Annotated in this window: 17 protein-coding genes; 7 read left to right on the top strand and 10 right to left on the bottom strand. The window is 73.3% G+C overall.

The annotated features are described in order from the left end of the window. The first annotated feature begins 155 nt into the window (after window positions 1-155). From AC07A6_RS11450 to AC07A6_RS11440, 3 genes are all read left to right on the top strand, one after another. Window positions 156-938 carry a hypothetical protein gene (locus AC07A6_RS11450; RefSeq protein ID WP_478776956.1) on the top strand — a complete coding sequence of 261 codons (783 nt, stop codon included), beginning with the start codon at window positions 156-158 and terminating at the stop codon, window positions 936-938. Between the two features lie 67 nt (window positions 939-1,005). After that, the gene (locus AC07A6_RS11445) at window positions 1,006-1,761 is read left to right on the top strand and encodes a hypothetical protein (RefSeq protein ID WP_478776955.1); all 756 of its coding nucleotides are present in this window, start codon (window positions 1,006-1,008) and stop codon (window positions 1,759-1,761) included. A gap of 31 nt (window positions 1,762-1,792) precedes the next feature. After that, window positions 1,793-2,650, top strand: a complete 858-nt coding sequence (locus tag AC07A6_RS11440; RefSeq protein WP_478776954.1) for a hypothetical protein — start codon at window positions 1,793-1,795, stop codon at window positions 2,648-2,650. A gap of 19 nt (window positions 2,651-2,669) precedes the next feature. Here the strand turns inward: AC07A6_RS11440 and AC07A6_RS11435 are convergent, their stop codons facing one another. Continuing rightward, window positions 2,670-3,224 (bottom strand): GNAT family N-acetyltransferase, encoded by a 555-nt coding sequence (locus tag AC07A6_RS11435; protein ID WP_478776953.1) that lies wholly within the window; start codon window positions 3,222-3,224, stop codon window positions 2,670-2,672. Window positions 3,225-3,250: 26 nt separating this feature from the next. Next, window positions 3,251-6,787 (bottom strand): transcription-repair coupling factor, encoded by a 3,537-nt coding sequence (gene mfd, locus AC07A6_RS11430; protein WP_386271547.1) that lies wholly within the window; start codon window positions 6,785-6,787, stop codon window positions 3,251-3,253. A 230-nt stretch (window positions 6,788-7,017) separates the two neighbouring features. Between mfd and AC07A6_RS11425 the strand changes: the two genes are divergently transcribed. Beyond that, entirely contained in the window at window positions 7,018-8,433 is a 1,416-nt protein-coding gene (locus AC07A6_RS11425) for a DUF2079 domain-containing protein (protein ID WP_478776952.1), read from the top strand. Between the two features lie 162 nt (window positions 8,434-8,595). Here AC07A6_RS11425 and AC07A6_RS11420 read toward each other — a convergent pair whose 3' ends face one another. Continuing rightward, window positions 8,596-11,169, bottom strand: coding sequence for an FtsX-like permease family protein (locus AC07A6_RS11420; RefSeq protein WP_478776951.1), 2,574 nt, complete (start codon window positions 11,167-11,169; stop codon window positions 8,596-8,598). Beyond that, on the bottom strand, window positions 11,166-11,942 hold the full coding sequence (locus tag AC07A6_RS11415; RefSeq protein ID WP_385764792.1) for an ABC transporter ATP-binding protein: 777 nt from the start codon (window positions 11,940-11,942) through the stop codon (window positions 11,166-11,168). Before AC07A6_RS11415 ends, AC07A6_RS11420 begins: the two co-directional genes overlap by 4 nt. A gap of 417 nt (window positions 11,943-12,359) precedes the next feature. Here AC07A6_RS11415 and AC07A6_RS11410 point away from each other — a divergent pair, with 417 nt between their 5' ends. Both AC07A6_RS11410 and AC07A6_RS11405 read left to right on the top strand, forming a co-directional pair. Further along, window positions 12,360-14,003 (top strand): MDR family MFS transporter, encoded by a 1,644-nt coding sequence (locus tag AC07A6_RS11410; RefSeq protein ID WP_478776950.1) that lies wholly within the window; start codon window positions 12,360-12,362, stop codon window positions 14,001-14,003. Between the two features lie 127 nt (window positions 14,004-14,130). After that, entirely contained in the window at window positions 14,131-14,982 is an 852-nt protein-coding gene (locus tag AC07A6_RS11405; RefSeq protein WP_478776949.1) for a hypothetical protein, read from the top strand. A gap of 50 nt (window positions 14,983-15,032) precedes the next feature. Here the strand turns inward: AC07A6_RS11405 and AC07A6_RS11400 are convergent, their stop codons facing one another. The 3 genes from AC07A6_RS11400 to AC07A6_RS11390 all read right to left on the bottom strand — a co-directional run bounded on the left by AC07A6_RS11400 (window position 15,033) and on the right by AC07A6_RS11390 (window position 16,644). Then, a complete protein-coding gene (locus AC07A6_RS11400; RefSeq protein ID WP_478776948.1) occupies window positions 15,033-15,557 on the bottom strand; it encodes a hypothetical protein in 525 nt (174 codons plus the stop codon). A gap of 140 nt (window positions 15,558-15,697) precedes the next feature. Next, complete coding sequence (locus AC07A6_RS11395) at window positions 15,698-16,087, bottom strand: hypothetical protein (RefSeq protein ID WP_478776947.1); 390 nt, start codon at window positions 16,085-16,087, stop codon at window positions 15,698-15,700. Further along, on the bottom strand, window positions 16,084-16,644 hold the full coding sequence (locus tag AC07A6_RS11390; protein ID WP_478776946.1) for a CGNR zinc finger domain-containing protein: 561 nt from the start codon (window positions 16,642-16,644) through the stop codon (window positions 16,084-16,086). The genes AC07A6_RS11395 and AC07A6_RS11390 overlap by 4 nt, the downstream gene beginning before the upstream one ends. Window positions 16,645-16,726: 82 nt before the next feature. Between AC07A6_RS11390 and AC07A6_RS11385 the strand changes: the two genes are divergently transcribed. Beyond that, window positions 16,727-17,587, top strand: a complete 861-nt coding sequence (locus AC07A6_RS11385; RefSeq protein WP_478776945.1) for an alpha/beta fold hydrolase — start codon at window positions 16,727-16,729, stop codon at window positions 17,585-17,587. Here the strand turns inward: AC07A6_RS11385 and AC07A6_RS11380 are convergent. From AC07A6_RS11380 to AC07A6_RS11370, 3 genes are all read right to left on the bottom strand, one after another. Continuing rightward, the gene (locus AC07A6_RS11380; RefSeq protein WP_478776944.1) at window positions 17,562-18,008 is read right to left on the bottom strand and encodes a hypothetical protein; all 447 of its coding nucleotides are present in this window, start codon (window positions 18,006-18,008) and stop codon (window positions 17,562-17,564) included. The two genes, AC07A6_RS11385 and AC07A6_RS11380, sit on opposite strands and share 26 nt — an antisense overlap. A 1-nt stretch (window position 18,009) precedes the next feature. Beyond that, window positions 18,010-18,618, bottom strand: coding sequence for a DUF7691 family protein (locus AC07A6_RS11375; protein WP_362459155.1), 609 nt, complete (start codon window positions 18,616-18,618; stop codon window positions 18,010-18,012). 85 nt (window positions 18,619-18,703) lie between these two features. Next, window positions 18,704-19,576: a cellulose-binding protein gene (locus tag AC07A6_RS11370; protein ID WP_478776943.1), complete on the bottom strand. Its 873-nt coding sequence runs from the start codon at window positions 19,574-19,576 to the stop codon at window positions 18,704-18,706. Window positions 19,577-19,734 lie beyond the last annotated feature (158 nt).

Genomic DNA, 19,734 nt, shown 5'->3' with positions numbered 1-19,734 from the left:
CGGTACACAGCCCGGAATCCACTTCGATCCGCTTCACAGCGTGAATCCAATCAATCCTGTGAATCGTGTTGACTCGGTTCACAGGCTCTGTTGTGATGATCCCGTCAACAGCGGAGAACGCCGGCCGCACCGAGAGATCCGAGACAGGAGCACCCATGTCCCAGTCCTCCACCCCGCGCCACAGCTGGATCGCCCGCCACAGGGTCCTCACGGGCACCGGCGCGCTCGTCGCCCTCGTCGCGCTCGGCGCCTGCACCGGGGGCGGCGGTACGAGCGGCTCGAAGGACACCGGCGCGAAGAAGCCGGCCGCGGCCGGCAGCAGCCCCGCGGCGGGCAGCCCCGCGGCCGGCGGCAGCCCCGCGGCCGGCGGCAGCCCCGCGGCGGGCGGCAAGACGAGCGCGAAGCCGTCCGAGCCGAAGAAGGACGCCAAGAAGGCGGCGATGCGCGGCAGCGGCACCTTCCAGGTCGGCTCGGACCTCCAGCCCGGCACCTACCGCACCACCGGCAACAAGGGCCTGGGCTGTTACTGGGAGCGCGCCAAGGACGCCTCGGGCGAGGTCGAGTCGATCATCGCCAACGACAACGTCGTCGGCACCAGCTACGTGACCATCGAGGCGGGCGACAAGCTCTTCAAGTCCAACGGCTGCAACGACTGGGAGACCGTCGACCCGAAGGCCGTCTCCGACGCCCCGAAGACCGAGGCCGCGGGCGACGGCGGCATGTTCAAGGTGGGCCTCGACCTCGCCCCGGGCACCTACAAGTCGAGCGGCCCCGCCGCGGGTTCGGCCGGCTGCTACTGGGAGCGCGCCAAGAACGCCGCCCACGACGTCGACTCCATCGCCGCCAACGACAACCCCACCGGCCCGGCCGTGGTGACCGTCTCCGCGCAGGACGGCTACTTCAAGACCACCGGCTGCGCGAACTGGAAGAAGTCCTGACTCCAGCGCCTCCGGACACCCGCCGGATACCCTCCGGATCCTGAACGATCCCAGGGGGGACCAGCTCATGCGCACCACCATGCCCGCGACCACGACCACGACCGCGACCGCGACCGCACTCGCCTTCGCGGCCCTGCTGACCGCCACCGCCACCGGCTGCGGCCCCGGGGCCGGTTCCGCCGCGAGACCGGCGGCCTCCTCCACGAAGCCGGACCCGCTCGCGGGCAGGGACCCGGCCGCCGTCCTGCGCGCCGCGTACGAGGAGACGGCGAAGGCCGAGAACAAGAACGCGCTCGTCAAGCGCACCATCGGCGACCGCGAGATCAGCGCGGCCCTGACCTTCGAGGGCGACAGCGGCTGCTGGGGCAAGGTCACGGTCGCACGGGCCGGAACCGGGGAGATCCTGATGGAGGGCGGCCGGCTCTCCTTCAAGGGCGACGAGGGCTTCCTCAGGGACCAGTTCAGGGACCCGACCGCCTCGTACCCCGACAGCAGCCAGGGCTGGATCGACGCCAGGACCTCGGACCCCTCGGTGGCACACCTGCGCACCCTGTGCGCGGCGGCCCGGCCCGACCGGGCCTTCCCGGCGGAGCCCACCGCCGTCCGCCGTGAACCGGACGCCCGCCAGAACGGCAAGCCCGTGGCGGTGTTCAGCTCGAAGGCCCCCGACGGCACCGAGATCACCGACCACGTCCTGCTGGACGCGGTGCCGTACCTGGTCAAGCACGCGCAGCAGGGGCCGGACGCCGGCTCGGTCGAGTACACCGGCGTCCGCGGACCCGCCGGGACGGTGTCACAGGCACCGCCTAGTCTCGGATCCTGAGTCCTAGTCACCGTTCCACGGGGGAATCCAGATGCGCAGCCGTACGAAGACCACCGCGTCGGCACTGGCCGCCGCGGCCCTGATCGGAGGCGGCCTGACGGCGTGCGTGCCCGCCGACGGCCGGGCCTCCGACGTCGGCAGCCGGGCCCGCGCCGACCGGTCGCCCGGCGCGTCCGCGTCCGGGACCGCGTCGCCGTCCGCCCCGCCGGACGCCAAGGGCGAGCGGGCGCTGGCCGACCTGTCGGGGGCGGAGATCCTCACCCGGGCCGGCGAGGCCACCCGCAAGGCGCGGTCCATGCACGTCACGGCCACCGTGGAGTACGAGGCCAAGCCGATGAAGATCGACCTCTCCCTCGACAAGAACGGCAACTGCAACGGCGCCGTCCGCCTCGACGGCATGGGGACGATGGACATCATCAAGTCCCCCGACCTCGTCCACTTCCGCGGCGACGCCGACTACTGGCGGGGCGCCGCCAAGCAGAAGCACGCCTCCCAGAAGCAGACGGACCAGATGGTCGCCGTGCTCGCCGGCCGCTGGGTCAAGCTCCCCGCCACCGACCCGCGCGCCGCCCCGATGACCGGCAGCTGCAACCTCGGCAAGCTGACGGACGACCTCGGCAAGGGCAGCCCGCTCGCCCGCAAGGGGGAGACGGGCACCGTCGACGGCAAGCCGGCGCTGGCCGTCACCTCCCCCGCCCGGCAGGGCACCCAGACCGACTGGGTCGCGACGCAGGGCACGCCCTACATCCTGAAGTCGTCGATCAGCGGCGACACGACCGGCGCGGTCACGTTCTCGGCCTTCGACGTCCCGGTCGACACCGCCTCCCCGAAGGACTCCGACGTCCTGGACCTCTCCAAGACCGGCGGCGCGGTGGGCGAATCGGTCTGACCCGGACCGCACCCGCCGGTCAGGCCCCGGCGGGCCGGACGTGCAGGTGGCCGCTGAGCGGGAACTCGGGCGGGGCCGCGGGGAGGACGGCGCGGAAGGGGTAGCCGCTCTTCTCCGCGACCCGGCAGGAGGCCCCGTTGTCCTCCTGGTGCAGCAGTTCGAGGCGTTCCAGCCCGGAACCGGCGAACGCCTCGAACGCCCAGGCCGTCAGGGCCTCCAGGGCGCGCGGGGCGACGCCCCGGCCCCGCGCGCGGGCGGCGGTCCAGTAGCCGACCTCGGCCGACGGGCCGTCCGGCACGGCCCGCTTGAGCACCGCACCGCCCACCAGCCGGCCCGGCCCGCCCTCCAGTACCGCGAAGGCGAACCGCCGGCCCTCCTCCCAGCCCCGCCGCTGCTGCGCCACCCAGCGCAGCCCGCCGGCCTCGTCGTCCAGGGGCTCGGCGTTCCAGCGCCGCAGGAACGGATCCGCGTACGCCTCCACCAGCGCGGGGACGTCGTCCTCCCGCCAGGGCCGCAGCGACAGGGCAGGGAGTTCCGCCGTCGCGGCGGACCGGAGGGTCGTCGGAGTGATCATCGGCCGATGATACGCACGGGCGCGCGCTACGAGCCGAGGACCGTGGTGAGGAACTCCCCGGTCCAGGCCAGCAGTTCACGGCCGACCAGCGGCTTGCCGCCGACCCTGGCCGTCTTCGGGCGCGGCACCAGCACCTGGAGGGTGGCCGGCTTGAGGACCGTCCCCGGGTAAAGGCGCTTGAGGCGCAGCTCCTGCGACTCGCGCAGCTCCACCGGCCCGAAGCGGATGTTCGGCCCCTGGAGCGTGATGTCCCCGACCCCGCAGGCCCGCGCCAGCATCCGCAGCCCCGCCACCAGCAGCAGGTTCTCCACCGGCTCCGGCAGCTTGCCGTAGCGGTCCGTCAGCTCCTCCCGCACGGCCTTGATGTCGGCCTCGGAGTTCGCCGCCGCGATGGACCGGTACGCCTGGAGGCGCAGCCGCTCGCCGGGCGCGTAGTCGTGCGGGACGTGCGCGTCGACCGGCAGCTCGATCTTCACCTCCAGCGGCGGCTCCTCCTCCGCCCCGCCGCCCTCGACGGCGGCCCGGTAGTCGGCCACCGCCTCGCCGACCATCCGGATGTACAGGTCGAAGCCGACGCCCGCGATGTGCCCGGACTGCTCGCCGCCCAGCAGGTTGCCCGCGCCGCGGATCTCCAGGTCCTTCATCGCCACGTACATGCCGGCGCCCATCTCGGTGTGCTGGGCGATGGTGGCCAGCCGCTCGTGCGCGGTCTCCGTCAGCGGCTTCTCCGGCGGGTACAGGAAGTACGCGTACCCGCGCTCTCGGCCGCGGCCGACCCGGCCGCGCAGCTGGTGCAGCTGGCTCAGGCCGAAGTTGTCGCCGCGCTCCACGATCAGGGTGTTGGCGTTGGAGATGTCGATGCCGGACTCGACGATCGTCGTCGAGACCAGCACGTCGAACTTCTTCTCCCAGAAGTCGACCACGACCTGCTCCAGGGCCTGCTCGGACATCTGGCCGTGGGCCGTCGCGATCCGCGCCTCGGGCACGATCTCGCGCAGCTTCGCGGCCGCCCGGTCGATGGACTCGACCCGGTTGTGGATGTAGAAGCACTGGCCCTCGCGCAGCAGCTCGCGCCGGATCGCGGCGCCGATCTGCTTCTCCTCGTACGGGCCGACGAAGGTGAGCACCGGGTGGCGCTCCTCGGGCGGGGTGGTGATCGTCGACATCTCGCGGATGCCCGTCACCGCCATCTCCAGGGTGCGCGGGATCGGGGTCGCGGACATGGTCAGCACGTCCACGTTGGCGCGGAGCTTCTTCAGCTGCTCCTTGTGCTCGACGCCGAAGCGCTGCTCCTCGTCGACGATGACCAGGCCCAGGTCCTTGAACTTCGTCTCCTGCGAGAACAGGCGGTGGGTGCCGATGACCACGTCCACCGAGCCCTCCTTGAGGCCCTCCAGGGTGGCCTTGGACTCGGTGTCGGTCTGGAAGCGCGACAGCGCCTTCACGTTGACCGGGAACTGGCTGTAGCGCTCGGAGAAGGTCCCGAAGTGCTGCTGCACGAGGAGGGTCGTGGGGACGAGGACGGCCACCTGCTTGCCGTCCTGCACCGCCTTGAAGGCGGCCCGGACCGCGATCTCCGTCTTGCCGTAGCCGACGTCGCCGCAGACCAGGCGGTCCATCGGGACCGACTTCTCCATGTCCTCCTTGACCTCGGCGATGGTGGTGAGCTGGTCGGGCGTCTCCGCGTACGGGAAGGCGTCCTCCAGCTCGCGCTGCCAGGGGGTGTCCGGGCCGAAGGTGTGGCCGGGGGCCGCCATGCGCGCGCTGTACAGCTTGATCAGGTCGGCGGCGATCTCCTTGACGGCCTTCTTCGCCCGCGCCTTGGTCTTCGTCCAGTCGGCGCCGCCGAGCCGGTGCAGGGTCGGGGCCTCGCCGCCCACGTACTTGGTGACCTGCTCCAGCTGGTCCGTCGGGATGTACAGGCGGTCGCCGGGCTGGCCGCGCTTGGCCGGCGCGTACTCGACGAGGAGGTACTCGCGGGTGGCGCCCTGCACGGTGCGCTGCACCATCTCGATGTAGCGGCCGACACCGTGCTGCTCGTGCACGATGTAGTCGCCGACCTCCAGGGTGAGCGGATCGATGGACTTGCGGCGCCGGGTCGGCATCCGGCCGAGGTCCTTGGTGGCGGTGCGCTGGCCGGTCAGGTCGGTCTCGGTGAGGACGGCCAGCTTCAGCGCCGGGTCCACGAAGCCGTTGTCGAGGGAGCCGCAGGCGACGTGGACGATCGAGGGCTCCAGCGTCTCCAGCCTCGGCTCCAGCCGGGCCGCGATGCCCTCCCCGCCGAGCACCTCGACGGTACGGGCGGCCGGGCCGTGACCCTCGGTGAGGTAGACGGTGTGCCAGCCGTCGGCGATCCAGCCCTTGGTGTCGGCGAGGGCGCGGGCGGTGTCGCCCCGGTAGGCCTCGGGGGCGTGCATGCCGAGCTTGAGCACGTCACCGCCGATGACCTCGTCGCCGGCCGCGAAGGGGGACACCGACCACCACATCATGCCGAGCTCGCGCGCGTGCTCGCGGACGTCCGCGATCCCGCGCAGCGAGGCCGCGCCGACGTCGATGGGGGCCTCGCCGCCGCCGGCGGTGGCCGCCCACGAGGCCATCAGGAACTCCTGCGAGGTCGCCACCAGGTCGGCGGCGCGGGTGCGCACCCGCTCCGGGTCGCAGACGACGGCCATCGAGGCGGCGGGCAGGACGTCGATCAGCAGCTCCATGTCGTCGACGAGGACCGGGGCGAGGGACTCCATGCCCTCGACCGCGATCCCCTCGGCGATCTTGCCCAGCAGTTCGCCGAGCTCGGGGTGTTCCTCGGCGAGCGCCGCGGCCCGCTCGCGGACCTCGTCGGTGAGCAGCAGCTCCCGGCAGGGCGGGGCCCACAGCCCGTGCTCGGCGATCTCCAGGGAGCGCTGGTCGGCGACCTTGAAGTAGCGGATCTCCTCGACCTCGTCGCCCCAGAACTCCACGCGCAGCGGGTGCTCCTCGGTGGGCGGGAACACGTCGAGGATGCCGCCGCGCACGGCGAACTCGCCGCGCTTCTCGACCAGCTCGACGCGGGCGTACGCGGCCGCCGCCAGGGCCTCGGTGACCACGCCGAGATCGGCGGTGTCACCCTGCCGCAGGCTCACCGGCAGCAGGTCCCCGAGCCCCTTGACCTGCGGCTGGAGCACGGAGCGGATGGGGGCGACGACCACCTGGACGGGCCCGGCCGCCGGGTCCTCCTTGCTCGGGTGGGCGAGCCGGCGCAGCACGGCGATCCGGCGGCCGACGGTGTCGCTGCGCGGGCTGAGCCGCTCGTGCGGCAGCGTCTCCCAGGCCGGGTAGTCGACCACCTCGTCGGGGGGCAGCAGGGAGCGCAGCGCGGCGGCGAGGTCCTCCGCCTCCCGCCCGGTGGCGGTGACCGCGAGCACGGTCCGCCCGGTGCGGGCGGCCAGCGCGGCGATCGCGAAGGGCCGGGCCGCGGGCGGGCCGACGAGGTCCACGTGCATGCGGTTGCCGTCCCCGGCCGCGGTGACCGCCTCGGCGAGGGCGGGATCCCGGGTGACGGCGTCGAGCAGTCCGTGCAGGCTCATGAGACAGGCTTTCCATCCGGTGAGGGGCGAGGGGTGCCGGGGGCAACGCGAAGGGCCCGACACGTGAACGGGCCGGGGGTTCCCACCCTATGACGCCGCTCCCCCGGCCGCGCGGGGCATTCCGGCTCCGGGCGGGTGTGGCGGGGGCGGATGGTGCGGGAGGGACGCGCGGGATCTGCGGACCAGGGGGCGGAAGGAGGCATTCCGGTCGGGGGTGAGAATCTGTCCGGATGCCGATACCCGGAAGCCCCCCGAGCACCGGCGACCGCGCCGGGCGGCTCGCCCGCCGGGCGCCCCACGCACTCGCCGCCGCGCTGTTCCTCGCGTACGCCGTGCTCTCGGTGACCCGGCACCGGCGGATGGAGGAGGGCTCCTGGGACCTCGGGATCTTCGAGCAGGCGGTCAGGGCCTACGCCTGGCTCCGGCCGCCCCTGGTCGACCTGAAGGGGCCGGGCTTCAACATCCTCGGCGACCACTTCAGCCCGGTCATCGCCCTGATCGCCCCGCTCTACCGGGTCTTCCCGACCCCCGTCACCCTCCTGGTGGTGCAGGCCGCCCTGATCGCGCTGTCCGCGCTGCCCGTCACCCGCGCCTCGGTGAAGCTCCTCGGGCAGGCCCGGGGGCTCGCGCTCGGGGCGGCGTACGGGCTGTCCTGGGGGATCCAGCGGGCCGTCGAGTTCGACTTCCACGAGATCTGCTTCGCGGTACCGCTGCTGGCCTTCGCCCTGGAGGCGCTGCTCGCGCGCCGCTGGCGGGCCGCCCTGTGGTGGGGGCTGCCGCTGCTGCTGGTCAAGGAGGACCTCGGGGTGACCCTGGCCGCCCTGGCCCTCGTCACCGCCTGGCGGGCCCGGCGCGCCGACCCGCGGGCCGCGCGGCTCGCGGCGGCCGTCGCCGTGGCGGGGGCGGCCGCCGCGGCACTGGTGTTCACCGTGGTGATACCCGCCTTCGCCGCCGACGGCTACGCCTACTGGGAGAAGCTCGGCGGGGGCGGATCCGGCGGCGGGGCCGGCAGCGGCCCGCTGAGCGGCCTCGGCACGAAGCTGACCACCCTCGGCTGGGTGCTCGTCCCCACGACCGGGCTCCTCGCGCTGCGCTCCCCGCTGCTGCTGGTGGCCGCGCCCACCCTGGGCTGGCGGTTCCTGTCGGGGGACCCGCACTACTGGTCCACCGAGTACCACTACAGCGCCGTCCTGATGCCGGTCGTCGCCCTGGCCCTGGCCGACGCCCTCGACACCGCCCGGCGCAGCCCCCGGCCGCGGGTGCGGGCGTACGCCCACCAGCTGCCCGGTGCCGTGCTCGCCGCCGCCCTCGCGCTGAGCGCGACCAGCCTGCCGCTGGCCCGGCTCGGCGAGCGGTCCGCGTACGAGAAGCCGGCGCGGGTGGCCGCCGTCGAACGGCTGCTGGCGCAGATCCCGGACGGGGTACGGGTGGAGGCGGACCACGGCCCGCTGACCCGGCTGACCTCGCGCTGCCAGGTGTACTGGATCGGCGGCACCGAGGGGGTGCTGCCGGCCTTCCTGGTCTACGACGGCTCCGACGGCCGGGCTGGCGATCCCGTCGCCTTCGCCGAGCGGCTGCACCCGGGGTCGCGCTTCGCGCTGATGGGCGAGGCGGGCGGGTACGTCCTGCTCCAGCGGATGCTGTGAGCGGCTGAGCGGCTGAGCGGCTGAGCGGCTGAGCCTCTGAGCCTCTGAGCCGCTGGAGCACGACGCCGGCCCGGACCGTCCCTGCGGACGGTCCGGGCCGGCGCGTTCCCCCGTACTGCTCCCCCGTGTTTCCCCCGTGCTTTCCCCCGTACGACCGCCCCGCTATTCGCTGGCGATCGCGTTCAGAACGTTCATCCGCCCCGCCCGGAAGGCCGGGACCAGTGCGGCGAACAGGCCCACCAGGGCCGAGCCGGCGAAGACGCCGATGATGGTCGGCCACGGGATCTCCAGCACCTTCAGCCCCTGGAGGGCGAGGAGCTGCTGGGCGGTGGCACCCCAGCCCATGCCCAGGCCGAGGCCCAGCAGGGCGCCGAAGAGGGCGATGACCACCGACTCCAGGCGGATCATGCGGCGCAGCTGGCGGCGGGAGAGGCCGATGGCGCGCATCAGGCCGATCTCGCGGGTCCGCTCGACCACCGAGAGGGCCAGGGTGTTCACGACACCCAGCACCGCGACGATGATCGCGAGGGCGAGGAGCCCGTAGACCATGTTGAGCAGCTGCCCGACCTGGTCCTTGAGGTCCTGCTTGTAGTCGGTCTGGTTGAGCACCTTGTACTGCGGGTACTCGGCCATGGCCGCCTTGAGCGCCGTGTACGCGCTGTCGGCCTGCCCCTTCTCGGCCTTGGCCAGCAGCATGAACGGGCGTGCCAGCTGGTCGGCCGGGATGTTGGCCTCGGCGGTCGCGGTGCTGATGTACTTCACGCCCTTGTCGAGGTTGCCCTCGTCCGAGGTGATCGCGGCGACCTTCAGCTTGACGGTCTTGCCGCCGTTGAAGGCGACCGTCAGCTCGTCGCCGACCTTGACGTGGTGCTTGTCGGCGTAGAGGGAGCCCACCGCCATGGAGCCGGCCGCGTACGCGTCCTTGTGCGCGCCGGCGACCATCTTGCGGCGCACGTCCTCGGCGTACGTCGGGTCGGTGACGCTCAGGCGGTCCTGGGCGGACGTGCCGTCCGGGGCGGTGATCTTCGCCTCGACCTCGCGGTACGCGGTGACGTGGTCCAGGCCCTTGGTGCCGCGCATGGCCTGCTCGGCCTGCGGCATCATCGGCTGGCCGCCCTGCGAGGCGACGATGTAGTCGGCGCCGACGGTCCGGTCGAGCTCGTCGGTGGCGGAGGCCACCATGGAGGAGCCGACCACCGACAGGCAGGCGACCAGCGCCAGTCCGATCATCAGCGCGGCGGCCGTGGCACCGGTGCGGCGCGGGTTGCGCAGCGCGTTGCGCTCGGCGAGCCGGCCGACGGAGCCGAAGGGCCGCAGCACCGGGGCGGCGAGCACCCGGACCACGACGCCGGCCAGCAGCGGGCCGATCACGATGAAGCCGATCAGGCTGAACAGCACGCCGACGGCCAGCCACAGCGAGCCCGCGGAGGCCTTCTCGGCGGCCGCGGCGAGGAACAGGGCCGCCGCGCCGATGCCCGTGAGCACGAGTCCGAGGGCCGCGCGGACCTTGCCCGCCTTCTTGTCGCCGGGGGTACCGGCGTCGCGCAGGGCGGCCATCGGGGAGACCTTGCCGGCCCGGCGGGCCGGGACGTAGGCGGCGACGACGGTGACGACGATGCCCAGGACCAGGCCGATGACCGGGGTCGTCCACTTGACCGTCAGGTCGGCGGTGGACAGCTGCATGCCCATCTGGCCCATCAGCTTCATCAGGCCGACGGCCAGGCCCACGCCCGCCGCGACTCCGGCGAGGGAGCCGACGACGCCGAGCAGGAACGCCTCGATGAGGACCGAGCGGTTGATCTGGCCGCGGTCGGAGCCGATGGCGCGCATCAGGCCGATCTCGCGGGTGCGCTGGGCGACCAGCATCGAGAAGGTGTTGAAGATCAGGAAGATGCCGACGAGGAAGGCGATGCCGGCGAAGCCGAGCATCACGTACTTCATGACGTCGAGGAAGCCCATGTCCTTCTTGTTGGCGGCCGCGGCTTCCTTGGCGGTCTGCAGCTTGTAGGTGTCCGCGCCGACGGCGGCGGCGACGTTCTTCTTCAGCTGCTCGTGCGTCACGCCGTCCTTGGCGGTGACGTTGACGTGGGTGAAGGTGCCCGGGGCGCCGAGCAGCTTCTCCTGGGCGGTGGCGGTGTCGAAGTAGACGATGGCCGCGCCCGGGTTGGTCACGGTGAAGGAGGCGATACCGCTGATCTTCGCCCGGACGTCACCGGTGACGGCGATGGTGCGCAGCTCGTCCCCGAGCTTCAGCTTGTGCTTGTCGGCGGTGTCGGCGTCGACCATCACCTCGGTGGGGCCGCGCGGGGCGTGGCCGGAGGTGATCTTCATCGACTTGAGCTCGTTGTCGTTCCAGTTGCCCGCGATGGTCGGGGCTCCGGTGGTCGACCCCATGTTCTCGTTCTTGGAGTTGACGACGGTGACGGCCATCGAGACGACGCCGCCCTCGGCGGACTTGACGCCCTCGGCGCCGCGGACCTTCTCCACGACCGAGCCGGGCAGGGACTCCGGCTTGCCGCGGGCGGAGACCTCCTCCCCTTCCTCGGCTTCCTTGGGGCTGACGGTGACGTCGGAGCTGGTGACGGCGAACAGCTTGTCGAAGGTGGTGGTCATGGTGTCCGTGAACACCAGGGTCCCGCAGACGAAGGCGACCGACAGCAGCACGGCGACCGCGGAGAGCGCCATCCTGCCCTTGTGCGCGAGGAAGTTGCGCCGCGCGGTCTTCATGACGGTCACGAGGTCCGCCCGCGCGCGTCGAAGTCCTTCATCCGGTCGAGGACCTGGTCGGCGGTGGGCCCGTACATCTCGTCGACGATGCGGCCGTCGGCGAGGAAGATGACGCGGTCCGCGTAGGAGGCGGCGACCGGGTCGTGGGTGACCATCACGATGGTCTGGCCCAGCTGGTCGACGGACTGGCGCAGGAAGCCGAGGACCTCGGCGCCGGCCCGGGAGTCCAGGTTCCCGGTCGGCTCGTCGCCGAAGATGATCGCCGGGCGGGCGGCGAGGGCGCGGGCGACCGCCACGCGCTGCTGCTGGCCGCCGGACAGCTCGGTCGGGCGGTGCTTGAGGCGGCCCGCGAGACCGACCGTCTGGACGACCCGGTCCAGCCACTGCGGGTCCGGCTTGCGGCCCGCGATGTCCATGGGGAGGGTGATGTTCTCCAGGGCGTTGAGCGTGGGCAGCAGGTTGAAGGCCTGGAAGATGAAGCCGATCTTGTCCCGGCGCAGCTGGGTGAGCTTCTTGTCCTTCAGGCCGGTGATCTCGGTGTCCTCCAGGTGGATCTGCCCGCCGGTCACCGTGTCCAGCCCGGCCAGGCAGTGCATCAGCGTGGACTTGCCCGAGCCGGAGGGGCCCATGATCGCGGTGAACTGGCCCCGGTGGATGTCCACGTCCACGTGGTCGAGGGCGACGACGCGGGTCTCGCCCGAGCCGTAGGCCTTGACGACCTGGCGCGCCCGGGCCGCGACGGAGTTCTGTCCCCCGCCGCTCCCGTGCCTGGTCTCGGTCATCGCCGTTGTCACGGTGCTGTCTCCCCTGTTGGTGTGCCGGTGCCGCCGGCGCGTACGTGGCCGGTACGTGGCCGGTATGTGCCTGTGCCTGGCCGGTATCCGTACGGCCGCCGTCGAAGTCTGCGGTGCGGGAGGTCCCGGGCGCGCTGGTGCCCATCGCCGTATCCGCCGGGGGGTTAACCCCACCCCCACCCCCCGGCGGCCCCGCTCGTATGAACCAGTTAAGGACCTCGCGGGCCTTGCGTCCTCCTCCGCCGGGACGAACGTCCCCTGGGCCCAAATGCTGAGCCACCCCTAGGGGTTGTCCACCCTGCGGTGGACCGGGGGTAGGGGACACGGACGGGCCGGGCGTCCGTGAGACGGGGATTCCGCCCGGAGCGGCCCGGTGAGATGGTGTTCCCCGCAGACGAGGGGAACATGGTGGAAGCAGGAGAAAACCGGGCGAAAGGCTCCACGGAAGCGTCCGTGGAGGGCGCGGCGGACCCCGCCGGCCGCCCCGGAGGAAGCGCCCGCGCGAGCGCCCCCGGCCCCGGAACGGCCTCGGGGCCGGACTCCGGGCCGCAGGGGGCCGGGCCCGGGCGGCCGCCCACCCGGGTGGTGGCGGCGCTGATGCTGAACATGGCCCTGGTCGCGCTCGACAGCACGATCGTCTCCACCGCCGTCCCGCAGATCGTCGGGGACCTCGGCGGGTTCGCCGTCTTCTCCTGGCTGTTCTCCGGCTACCTCCTCGCCGTCACCGTCACCCTGCCCGTCTACGGCAAGCTCAGCGACACCTTCGGCCGCAAGCCCGTCCTCCTCTTCGGCACCGCCCTCTTCCTGGCCGGCTCCCTGCTGTGCGCGTCCGCCTGGAACATGGCCGCGCTCATCGCCTTCCGCATCGTCCAGGGGCTGGGCGGCGGAGCTCTGCAGAGCACCGTGCAGACCCTGGCCGCCGACCTCTACCCGCTGCGCGACCGCCCCCGCATACAGGCCCGGATGACCACCGTGTGGGCGAGCTCCGCCCTGCTCGGCCCGGCGCTCGGCGGGGTGCTGGCCGGGTACGCGGGCTGGCGCTGGACCTTCCTGATCAACGTGCCGCTGGCCGGGCTGGCCCTCTGGCTGACCGCCCGCCACCTCGTGGAGCCCGTACGCTCCCCCGCCCGCCGGGGCCCGGTGGACTGGGCCGGGGCCCTCGCCGTCTTCGCCTGCGGCGGGCTGCTGCTCTTCGCACTGGTCCAGGGCGGGGTGGCCTGGCCCTGGCTGTCGGCGCCCTCGCTGGGCCTGCTGGGCGCGAGCGCGGTCCTGGCGGCGGTGGTGGTCAGGGTGGAGCGCCGGGCCGAGGAACCGATCCTGCCCGGCTGGGTGTGGCGCCGGCGCACCATCGCCGCCGTGAACCTGGCGATGGCGGCGCTGGGGCTGCTGATGGTCGCCCCGATGGTGTTCATGCCGACGTACGCCCAGTCCGTGCTCGGGCTCGGGCCGGTCGGAGCCGGGCTCCTGACCGCCCTGATGACGCTGAGCTGGCCGCTGTCGGCCGCCTTCTGCCAGCACGTGTACCGGCGCATCGGCTTCCGCGACACCGCCGCCCTGGGCATCGGGCTGGGGTCGGCGGTCCTGTTCGCCTTCACCCTGCTGCCGTACCCGGCGCGGCCGTGGCAGCCCGCGCTGGTGATGCTGCTGCTGGGCGCCGCCCTCGGGCTGTTCCAGCTGCCGCTGGTGGTCGGGGTGCAGTCCACGGTGGGCTGGGCCGAGCGGGGCACCACGACGGCCTCGGTGCTGTTCTGCCGCACCGTCGGGCAGAGCGTGGGGGCCGCACTGCTGGGGGCGGTGGCCAACGCGACCGTCGCCGCCCGGCTGGCGGGGACGCCGCTGCCGGGGCTGCCGGAGCGCCTCGACGACGTGTCGCGGGCCCTGGCGGAGCCGGGCGGGCTGTCGCCGGCCGCCGCCGAGCACCTGCGGGCGGCGGTGGCGGCCGCGGTGGAGCACATCTTCCTCGGCGCGACGGCCGCCGGGGTGGCGGCGGTGCTGGTGCTGCTGCTGGTGGCGCCGCGCAGGTTCCCGGTGCTGCCGGAGCACGAGTAGGGGGCTCCGGGACGGGGCGGCGGTCCGCGGTCCGCGGCCCGCGTGCTCCGGGCGGCCCGCGCGTCGGGTTGTCATGTTCGGGCCCAGTGGGTGACCCTCTTGCCAGGACCGCATCCGGGGGGACGACATGGCATCCGCACTCTTCGCGCTCGCGTTACTGGCCGCCCTGGCCGGACCGGTGGCGCTGCGCCTGCGCCGCAGGCCGGGCTTCGTCACCGGCCGCGACGGCCGGCTCTCCACCTCGACCACCCTCGCGCTGGCCTGGACGGTGCTCCTGGTCTGGCTGCTGCTCGCGATCCTCGCGTACGGGCTCACGGCGGGCGGCGGCGTCTCCTACTTCCGCGCCGCCGGCTCCGACGGCCCGCTGTCGTCCCTGACCTCGGTCTACCTGCCGCTGCTCGGGGGCCCGTACGCGGCCCTGATCGCGGCGAAGGCGGTCGTCGGCTTCCGGCTGGAGAGCGGCAGCATGGCCAAGCCGGCCCCCAGGCCCACCCCGGACGGGCGCCGCCCGCTGCGGGAGCTGATCGCGAACGACAGCGGCCGGACCGACCTCGTGGACCTCCAGTACGTGGCCCTGAGCGCGGTCACGATGCTCTACGTCGTCCTCTTCTTCCTCTCCGACGTGGGCGGCGGGCTCCCCCGGCTGCCCGGCGAGATCTGGGCGCTGACCGGCGCTCCGGCCGGGGCCTACCTGGTCAACAAGATGGCCACCCGCGCCAACCCGGTGATCACCGACGTCACCGTCTCCCCCGAGGGGCTGCTCCGGGTGGAGGGCGGCGGCTTCACCGAGCCCCGCCTCACGGTCGACGGCACCCCGGTCGAGGCGACGCCGGATCCGGCGACGGGCGCACTGACGGCCCGGCTGCCGCAGACGGCGAAGCCGCCGTTCACGGTGGTGGTCGTCTCGCGCGGGCTGCGCAGCGACCCGTACCGGTACGAGGGCACCCCGGCCGCCGCGGCGGCGGCCCCGCGGGCATGACGGGGGCCCGGCACCCACCGGTGCCGGGCCCCGCGTTCGTCAGGCCGGGATCAGCCGAGCATACGGAACGGGGAGTCGAAGTAGTCGGACTCCTCGTCGGAGCTGTCGGAGCTGTCGGAGCTGTCGGCGGCGTCGCTGTCGCTGTCGGCCGGCTGCTGGACCGGGGCCTGGGCGGCCTCCTCGCGCTTGTCCTGCTCGCCCGGCTTGGCCGGCTCGCCCGGCTTGGCCGGCTGCGCCTGCTTGTCGGCTTCGAAGGCGACGGCGGAGGCCTCGAATTCACCGGCCTTCTCACCCGGGCCCGCGGCCGCGACCGGCTCGCCCTCGCAGTTCTTGTTGTCGAAGAACAGGGCCACCTTGTCGGTCTCGTTGACGACTTCCTCGATGGGGGCGTCGGTGACGGCCAGCGCGTGGCACTTGTCCTCGGCCAGGTCGCTCACCTGCCCGGTCTTGCTTTCGCCGTTCTGCTGGAAGCTGTAGCTGAGGACCTTGCCGTCGTCCGCGAGCGCGGTGGCGGCGGTCGGCAGGACGAGGGTGAGGGCTCCGGCGAGGGCTACGGCGGTGGTGCGAAGACGCATGAGGGGGTTCCGTTCTTCTCTTCCGCGGGCGGATGCCGGTCCGGTGGCATCCGGGAGGGAGCGTAGAAGCGCGACGCGTTGACGAAACCTTTCCTCAGCGGGAGCGCGCCCCGAGGTTCACCCACCCTGCCCCCACGGCCTCACCCCGCCGCCTCCTCGGGGGAGATCCGGTTCACCCGCCATCCCTCGGGGGTCTCGGTCAGCGTCAGGGTCCCGATCCAGTCCGCTCCGCCCTCGGGGTACTCCCATTCGGCCGGGTCCGCCAGCACCTCCGGCAGCGCCTCGCGCGGCACCGCCCCGCCCGGCTGAAAGCCCTGGGTCCCGTCGGGCGCGACCCACGGGACCACCCGGCGCACCTCGATCCACCCGCGGTCGACGAGGTCGAGCAGGACGGGCGCCAGCTCGGCGGCCGGCAGCTCCTTGTCCTCCTCGGCCAGGTCGCCCCAGACGCCGGGCAGGATGTCGATCTCGAAGGCGTTGATCATGAAGGCCCGCTGGCTCTCGGTCAGCGACTCCCACTCGCGGCTCACGCGCCCTCCCCCTTGTGCCGGGCGTAGTAGCGCGCGACCCGGGCCCGGTTGCCGCACGCCGAAGCCACGCACCAGCGGCGGCGCGGGTGCGCCGGCAGGAACAGCAGCACGCAGTCCGGCGCCTCGCACTCGCGCACCGACGTCACCCGGGGGTCCGTCAGCAGCCCCACCACGGCCTCCGCGAGCTCCGCGGCGAGCCGCTGCGCGGGGGCGGCCTCGCGGTACGGGGCCGCCGTCATGCCGGTCAGCGCCGTCCAGGCCAGCTCGGTGCGGGCCGGGGCGGCGGCGAGGATCCCGTTGAGCGCGGCCAGCGCGCCCGGCGGGGGCCGCTCACCGTGGCGGGCGGCGGCGAGCAGCGGCCCGGCCGCCTCCCGCACGGCGTGCACGGCGGCCACCTCGGCCTCCCCGACCTCCGCGACGCGGCTCAGCCGCCCGGGCTCCTCGGCCAGCCAGGCGGCGAGTCCCGCCCGGTCGGCGATGAGGTCGCCGGTGCCGGCGGGCCGGGTGTTCAGCAGGTCGAGGGCGAGGGGCTCGCCCAGCAGCGGGAAGAGGTTCACGCCGCTAATGCTAGCAATCCCTCTTGACCCATTAGCCACAGTTCCCGCAGACTAATGCTACCGAAGCCCAAGGAGGCATGTGATGATCGCTCACCGCACCGTCGACGTGGACGGCGTGACCGTCGCCTACCGCGAGAGCGGCCCGGCCGACGGCCCGGTCCTGCTGCTCCTGCACGGCTTCCCCACCGCCTCGCACCAGTTCACCCGCCTCATGGACGCGCTCGCCGGCACCCCCTACCGGCTGATCGCCCCCGACTACCCCGGCTTCGGCCGCACCACCGCCCCGCACGGGTTCACGTACACCTTCGACCGGCTCGCCGACGTCGTGGAGGGCTTCACCGACGCCCTCGCCCTCGACCGCTTCGCCCTGTACGTCTTCGACTTCGGCGCCCCCGTCGGACTGCGGCTCGCCACCCGCCGCCCCGACCGCGTCACGCACCTGATCGTCCAGAACGGGAACGCCTACGACGAGGGCCTCTCCGACGCCGCCCGCGAGTTCGCCGGACTGCGCCGCGAGGTACCCGGCAACGAGGAACGCGTCCGCGCCCTGTTCACCGAGGAGGGCACCCGCTTCCAGTACGAGACCGGCGTCGCGGACCCCGCGCTCATCTCCCCCGACAACTGGACCCTCGACGTCCACTACCTCGGGCTGCCCGGCCGCACCGACGCGCAGGCCGACCTCGCCTTCGACTACGCCTCGAACTTCGCCCACTACCCCGCCTGGCAGGCCTGGCTCCGCACGGCCGCCGTCCCGGTCCTCGTCGCCTGGGGCGCCGGCGACCCCTTCTTCACCCCGGCCGGCGCCAAGGCCTACCTCCGCGACGCACCCCACGCCGAGGTCCACATCTTCGAGGGCGCGGGCCACTTCGCCCTGGAGACCCACCTCCCCGAAATCGCCCAGCTGATCAGCGAGTTCCTCACTCCCACAGCCGCCGGCAGGTGACGCTCCCGGGGCCGCGCACCGCGAACACGCCGGCCCCACCCTCGTACGACGCGGCGACGACGGCGACACCGCCGTCCACGGCCATCGCCGTGAAGTCCGGGCGGCCCGCGCCGGCCCCGAGAAACGTTTCCGCACCGGCTCCCATCAGGTCCCACCCCTCCAGCAACCGCACCCGCCGCCAGCCGCCCTCCCCGCCCGGCGGCATCAGCAGGAACTCGCCGTCCTCACCGAACAGCCCCTCGGCCACGGCGAGCCGGTACCAGCACTCATTGAGCGCCTCCACCAGCCGCGGATCCGCGTACCGGACGTAGACACCCCCGGACACCTCCGCCGAGCCGTACCCCTCGACAGCCGGAACCATCCCCTCCGGCACCCCGCCGCGCACCACCCCGAGCCCGGCCCGCCCCAGCACCTCGCGCACCCTAGGACCGGAATCCCACGATCCCGAACCCCGGCCGCGCCTCGACCTGCCGCAGCCACCCCAGCACGTCCCCCACGGCCTCCGCCACCTCGCTGTCCAGCAGCGGAACGTCCCCCCGCCGCTTGGTCTCCTCGAACTGCTCCAGCGCCTTCACGCACTCCTCGTACGTCCACTCGCCGCACCCCGGCGTGTAGGTGGACGGCAGCCCGCCCGGCAGGTCCGAGAAGTCGAAGTCCTCGACCGAAACGGCGTCGATCTTCAGGGCCCGCAGCCCCGCGTCGACCATCCCCAGCCAGTCGCCCCGGTACGGGGAGAACGAGGAGTTGTCGAGGAAGGACCCCGTCAGGTCACAGAGCCGCTTGTACGCGTACGCGTACTGGAAGGCGTGCTCCCGGTCCTCACTGAACGGCCCGCCGTACACCACCGCGCGCAGCGCCTCGTACGCACTCGGCGCGCCGTTCTCGATCTCCGAGTCGAACCAGTCGTCGTCATGCGCGAGATCGGCGGCGAACCGCTCCCGGACGACCTCCAGGAGCGCGTCGTCGCGCGAGCCGACCAGGGCGTGGACGGCTTTCAGATCGAGCAGGTACACACTCAGCGAAGAACTCATACCGCGAGGCTAACGCCGCCCACTGACAACCCACTTGGCGGCGCCCCGCCCCGCGCGGCAAGCGCGCCGCCGCGCGGATCAGCCCCTACCCCTCCGCCGGCGCCCGGCCCGTCAGCGCCGCCAGACTGGAGCGGACGTGGCTCATGTGGGCCCGCATCTCCTCCTGCGCCTCCTGGTGCTCCCGCAGGATCCGGTCCGTCTCGCGCCCCGTCCGCTCCTCCCGGACCCGCGCCTGCGCCACCAGCTCCTCCGCCCGCGCCTGTGCGTCCTCCTGGCCGTGCCGCGCCGACTCCTCCGCCTCCGCGTACCCCCGCCGCGCCTCCGCCAGCCGCGCCTCCGCGTACCGCTCCAGCTCCGCGTACCGCGCGTCCTGCTCGTCCGCCCGCGCCGCCAGCTCCCGCCCCGACGCGTCCCACCGCTCGACCTGCTCCTGCTCCCGCTCCGCGAGCAGCGCCCGCGCCCGGCGCCCGGCCTCGGCCAGCGCGGCCTGCGCCTCGGACCGCCAGCCCGCCGCGTCCTCCCGCGCCTCCGCCCGCAGCCCGTCCGCCTCCCGCTGCGCCCGCAGCAGCCCCTGCCGCGCCCGCACCTCGGTCTGCTCGCGCACCGCCTCCGCGTCGTGCCGCGCCAGCTCGGCCACCCGGTCGGCGTGCGCCTCGGCCGCACCCGCCGCCTCCGCCGCGTCCGCCCGCGCCTCCTCCCGCAGGACCTCCGCCTCCTCCTGCGCCAGCTGCAGGATCCGCCGGGCCCGCTCGCTCAGCTCGTCGTACGTCTGCGGAGCCAGCGCGGCGACCGCCGCGCGCAACCGCTCGGCCTCCGCCTCCATCTGACGGGCCAGCACGGTCAGCCGCGCCACCCGCTCCCAGGCCTCGTCCCGGCTGCCGGACAGCCGCGCGAGATAGCGGTCGACTTCGTCCGTCCGGTAGCCACGACCGCGCACAGTCGCAAAGGGTGCAGTCATCCTGGGAGCGCCTCTCTCGCGGGGATTGCTGTCAAGGATGCGTCATTTGCTCGCAGAAGCCGGAATGGCCGGGGGGGGGGGCCCCCCCCAAGGGGGGGATCAACAGCGACAAACACATCCCTGCCATGACAGAAGAGGAAAAAATCTCCCCCTTCCCC

This window comes from Streptomyces sp. NPDC044002 (assembly GCF_056434525.1).
Note: the sequence above shows the minus strand (reverse complement) of the source record. Positions and strands in the feature narration are given on the sequence as shown.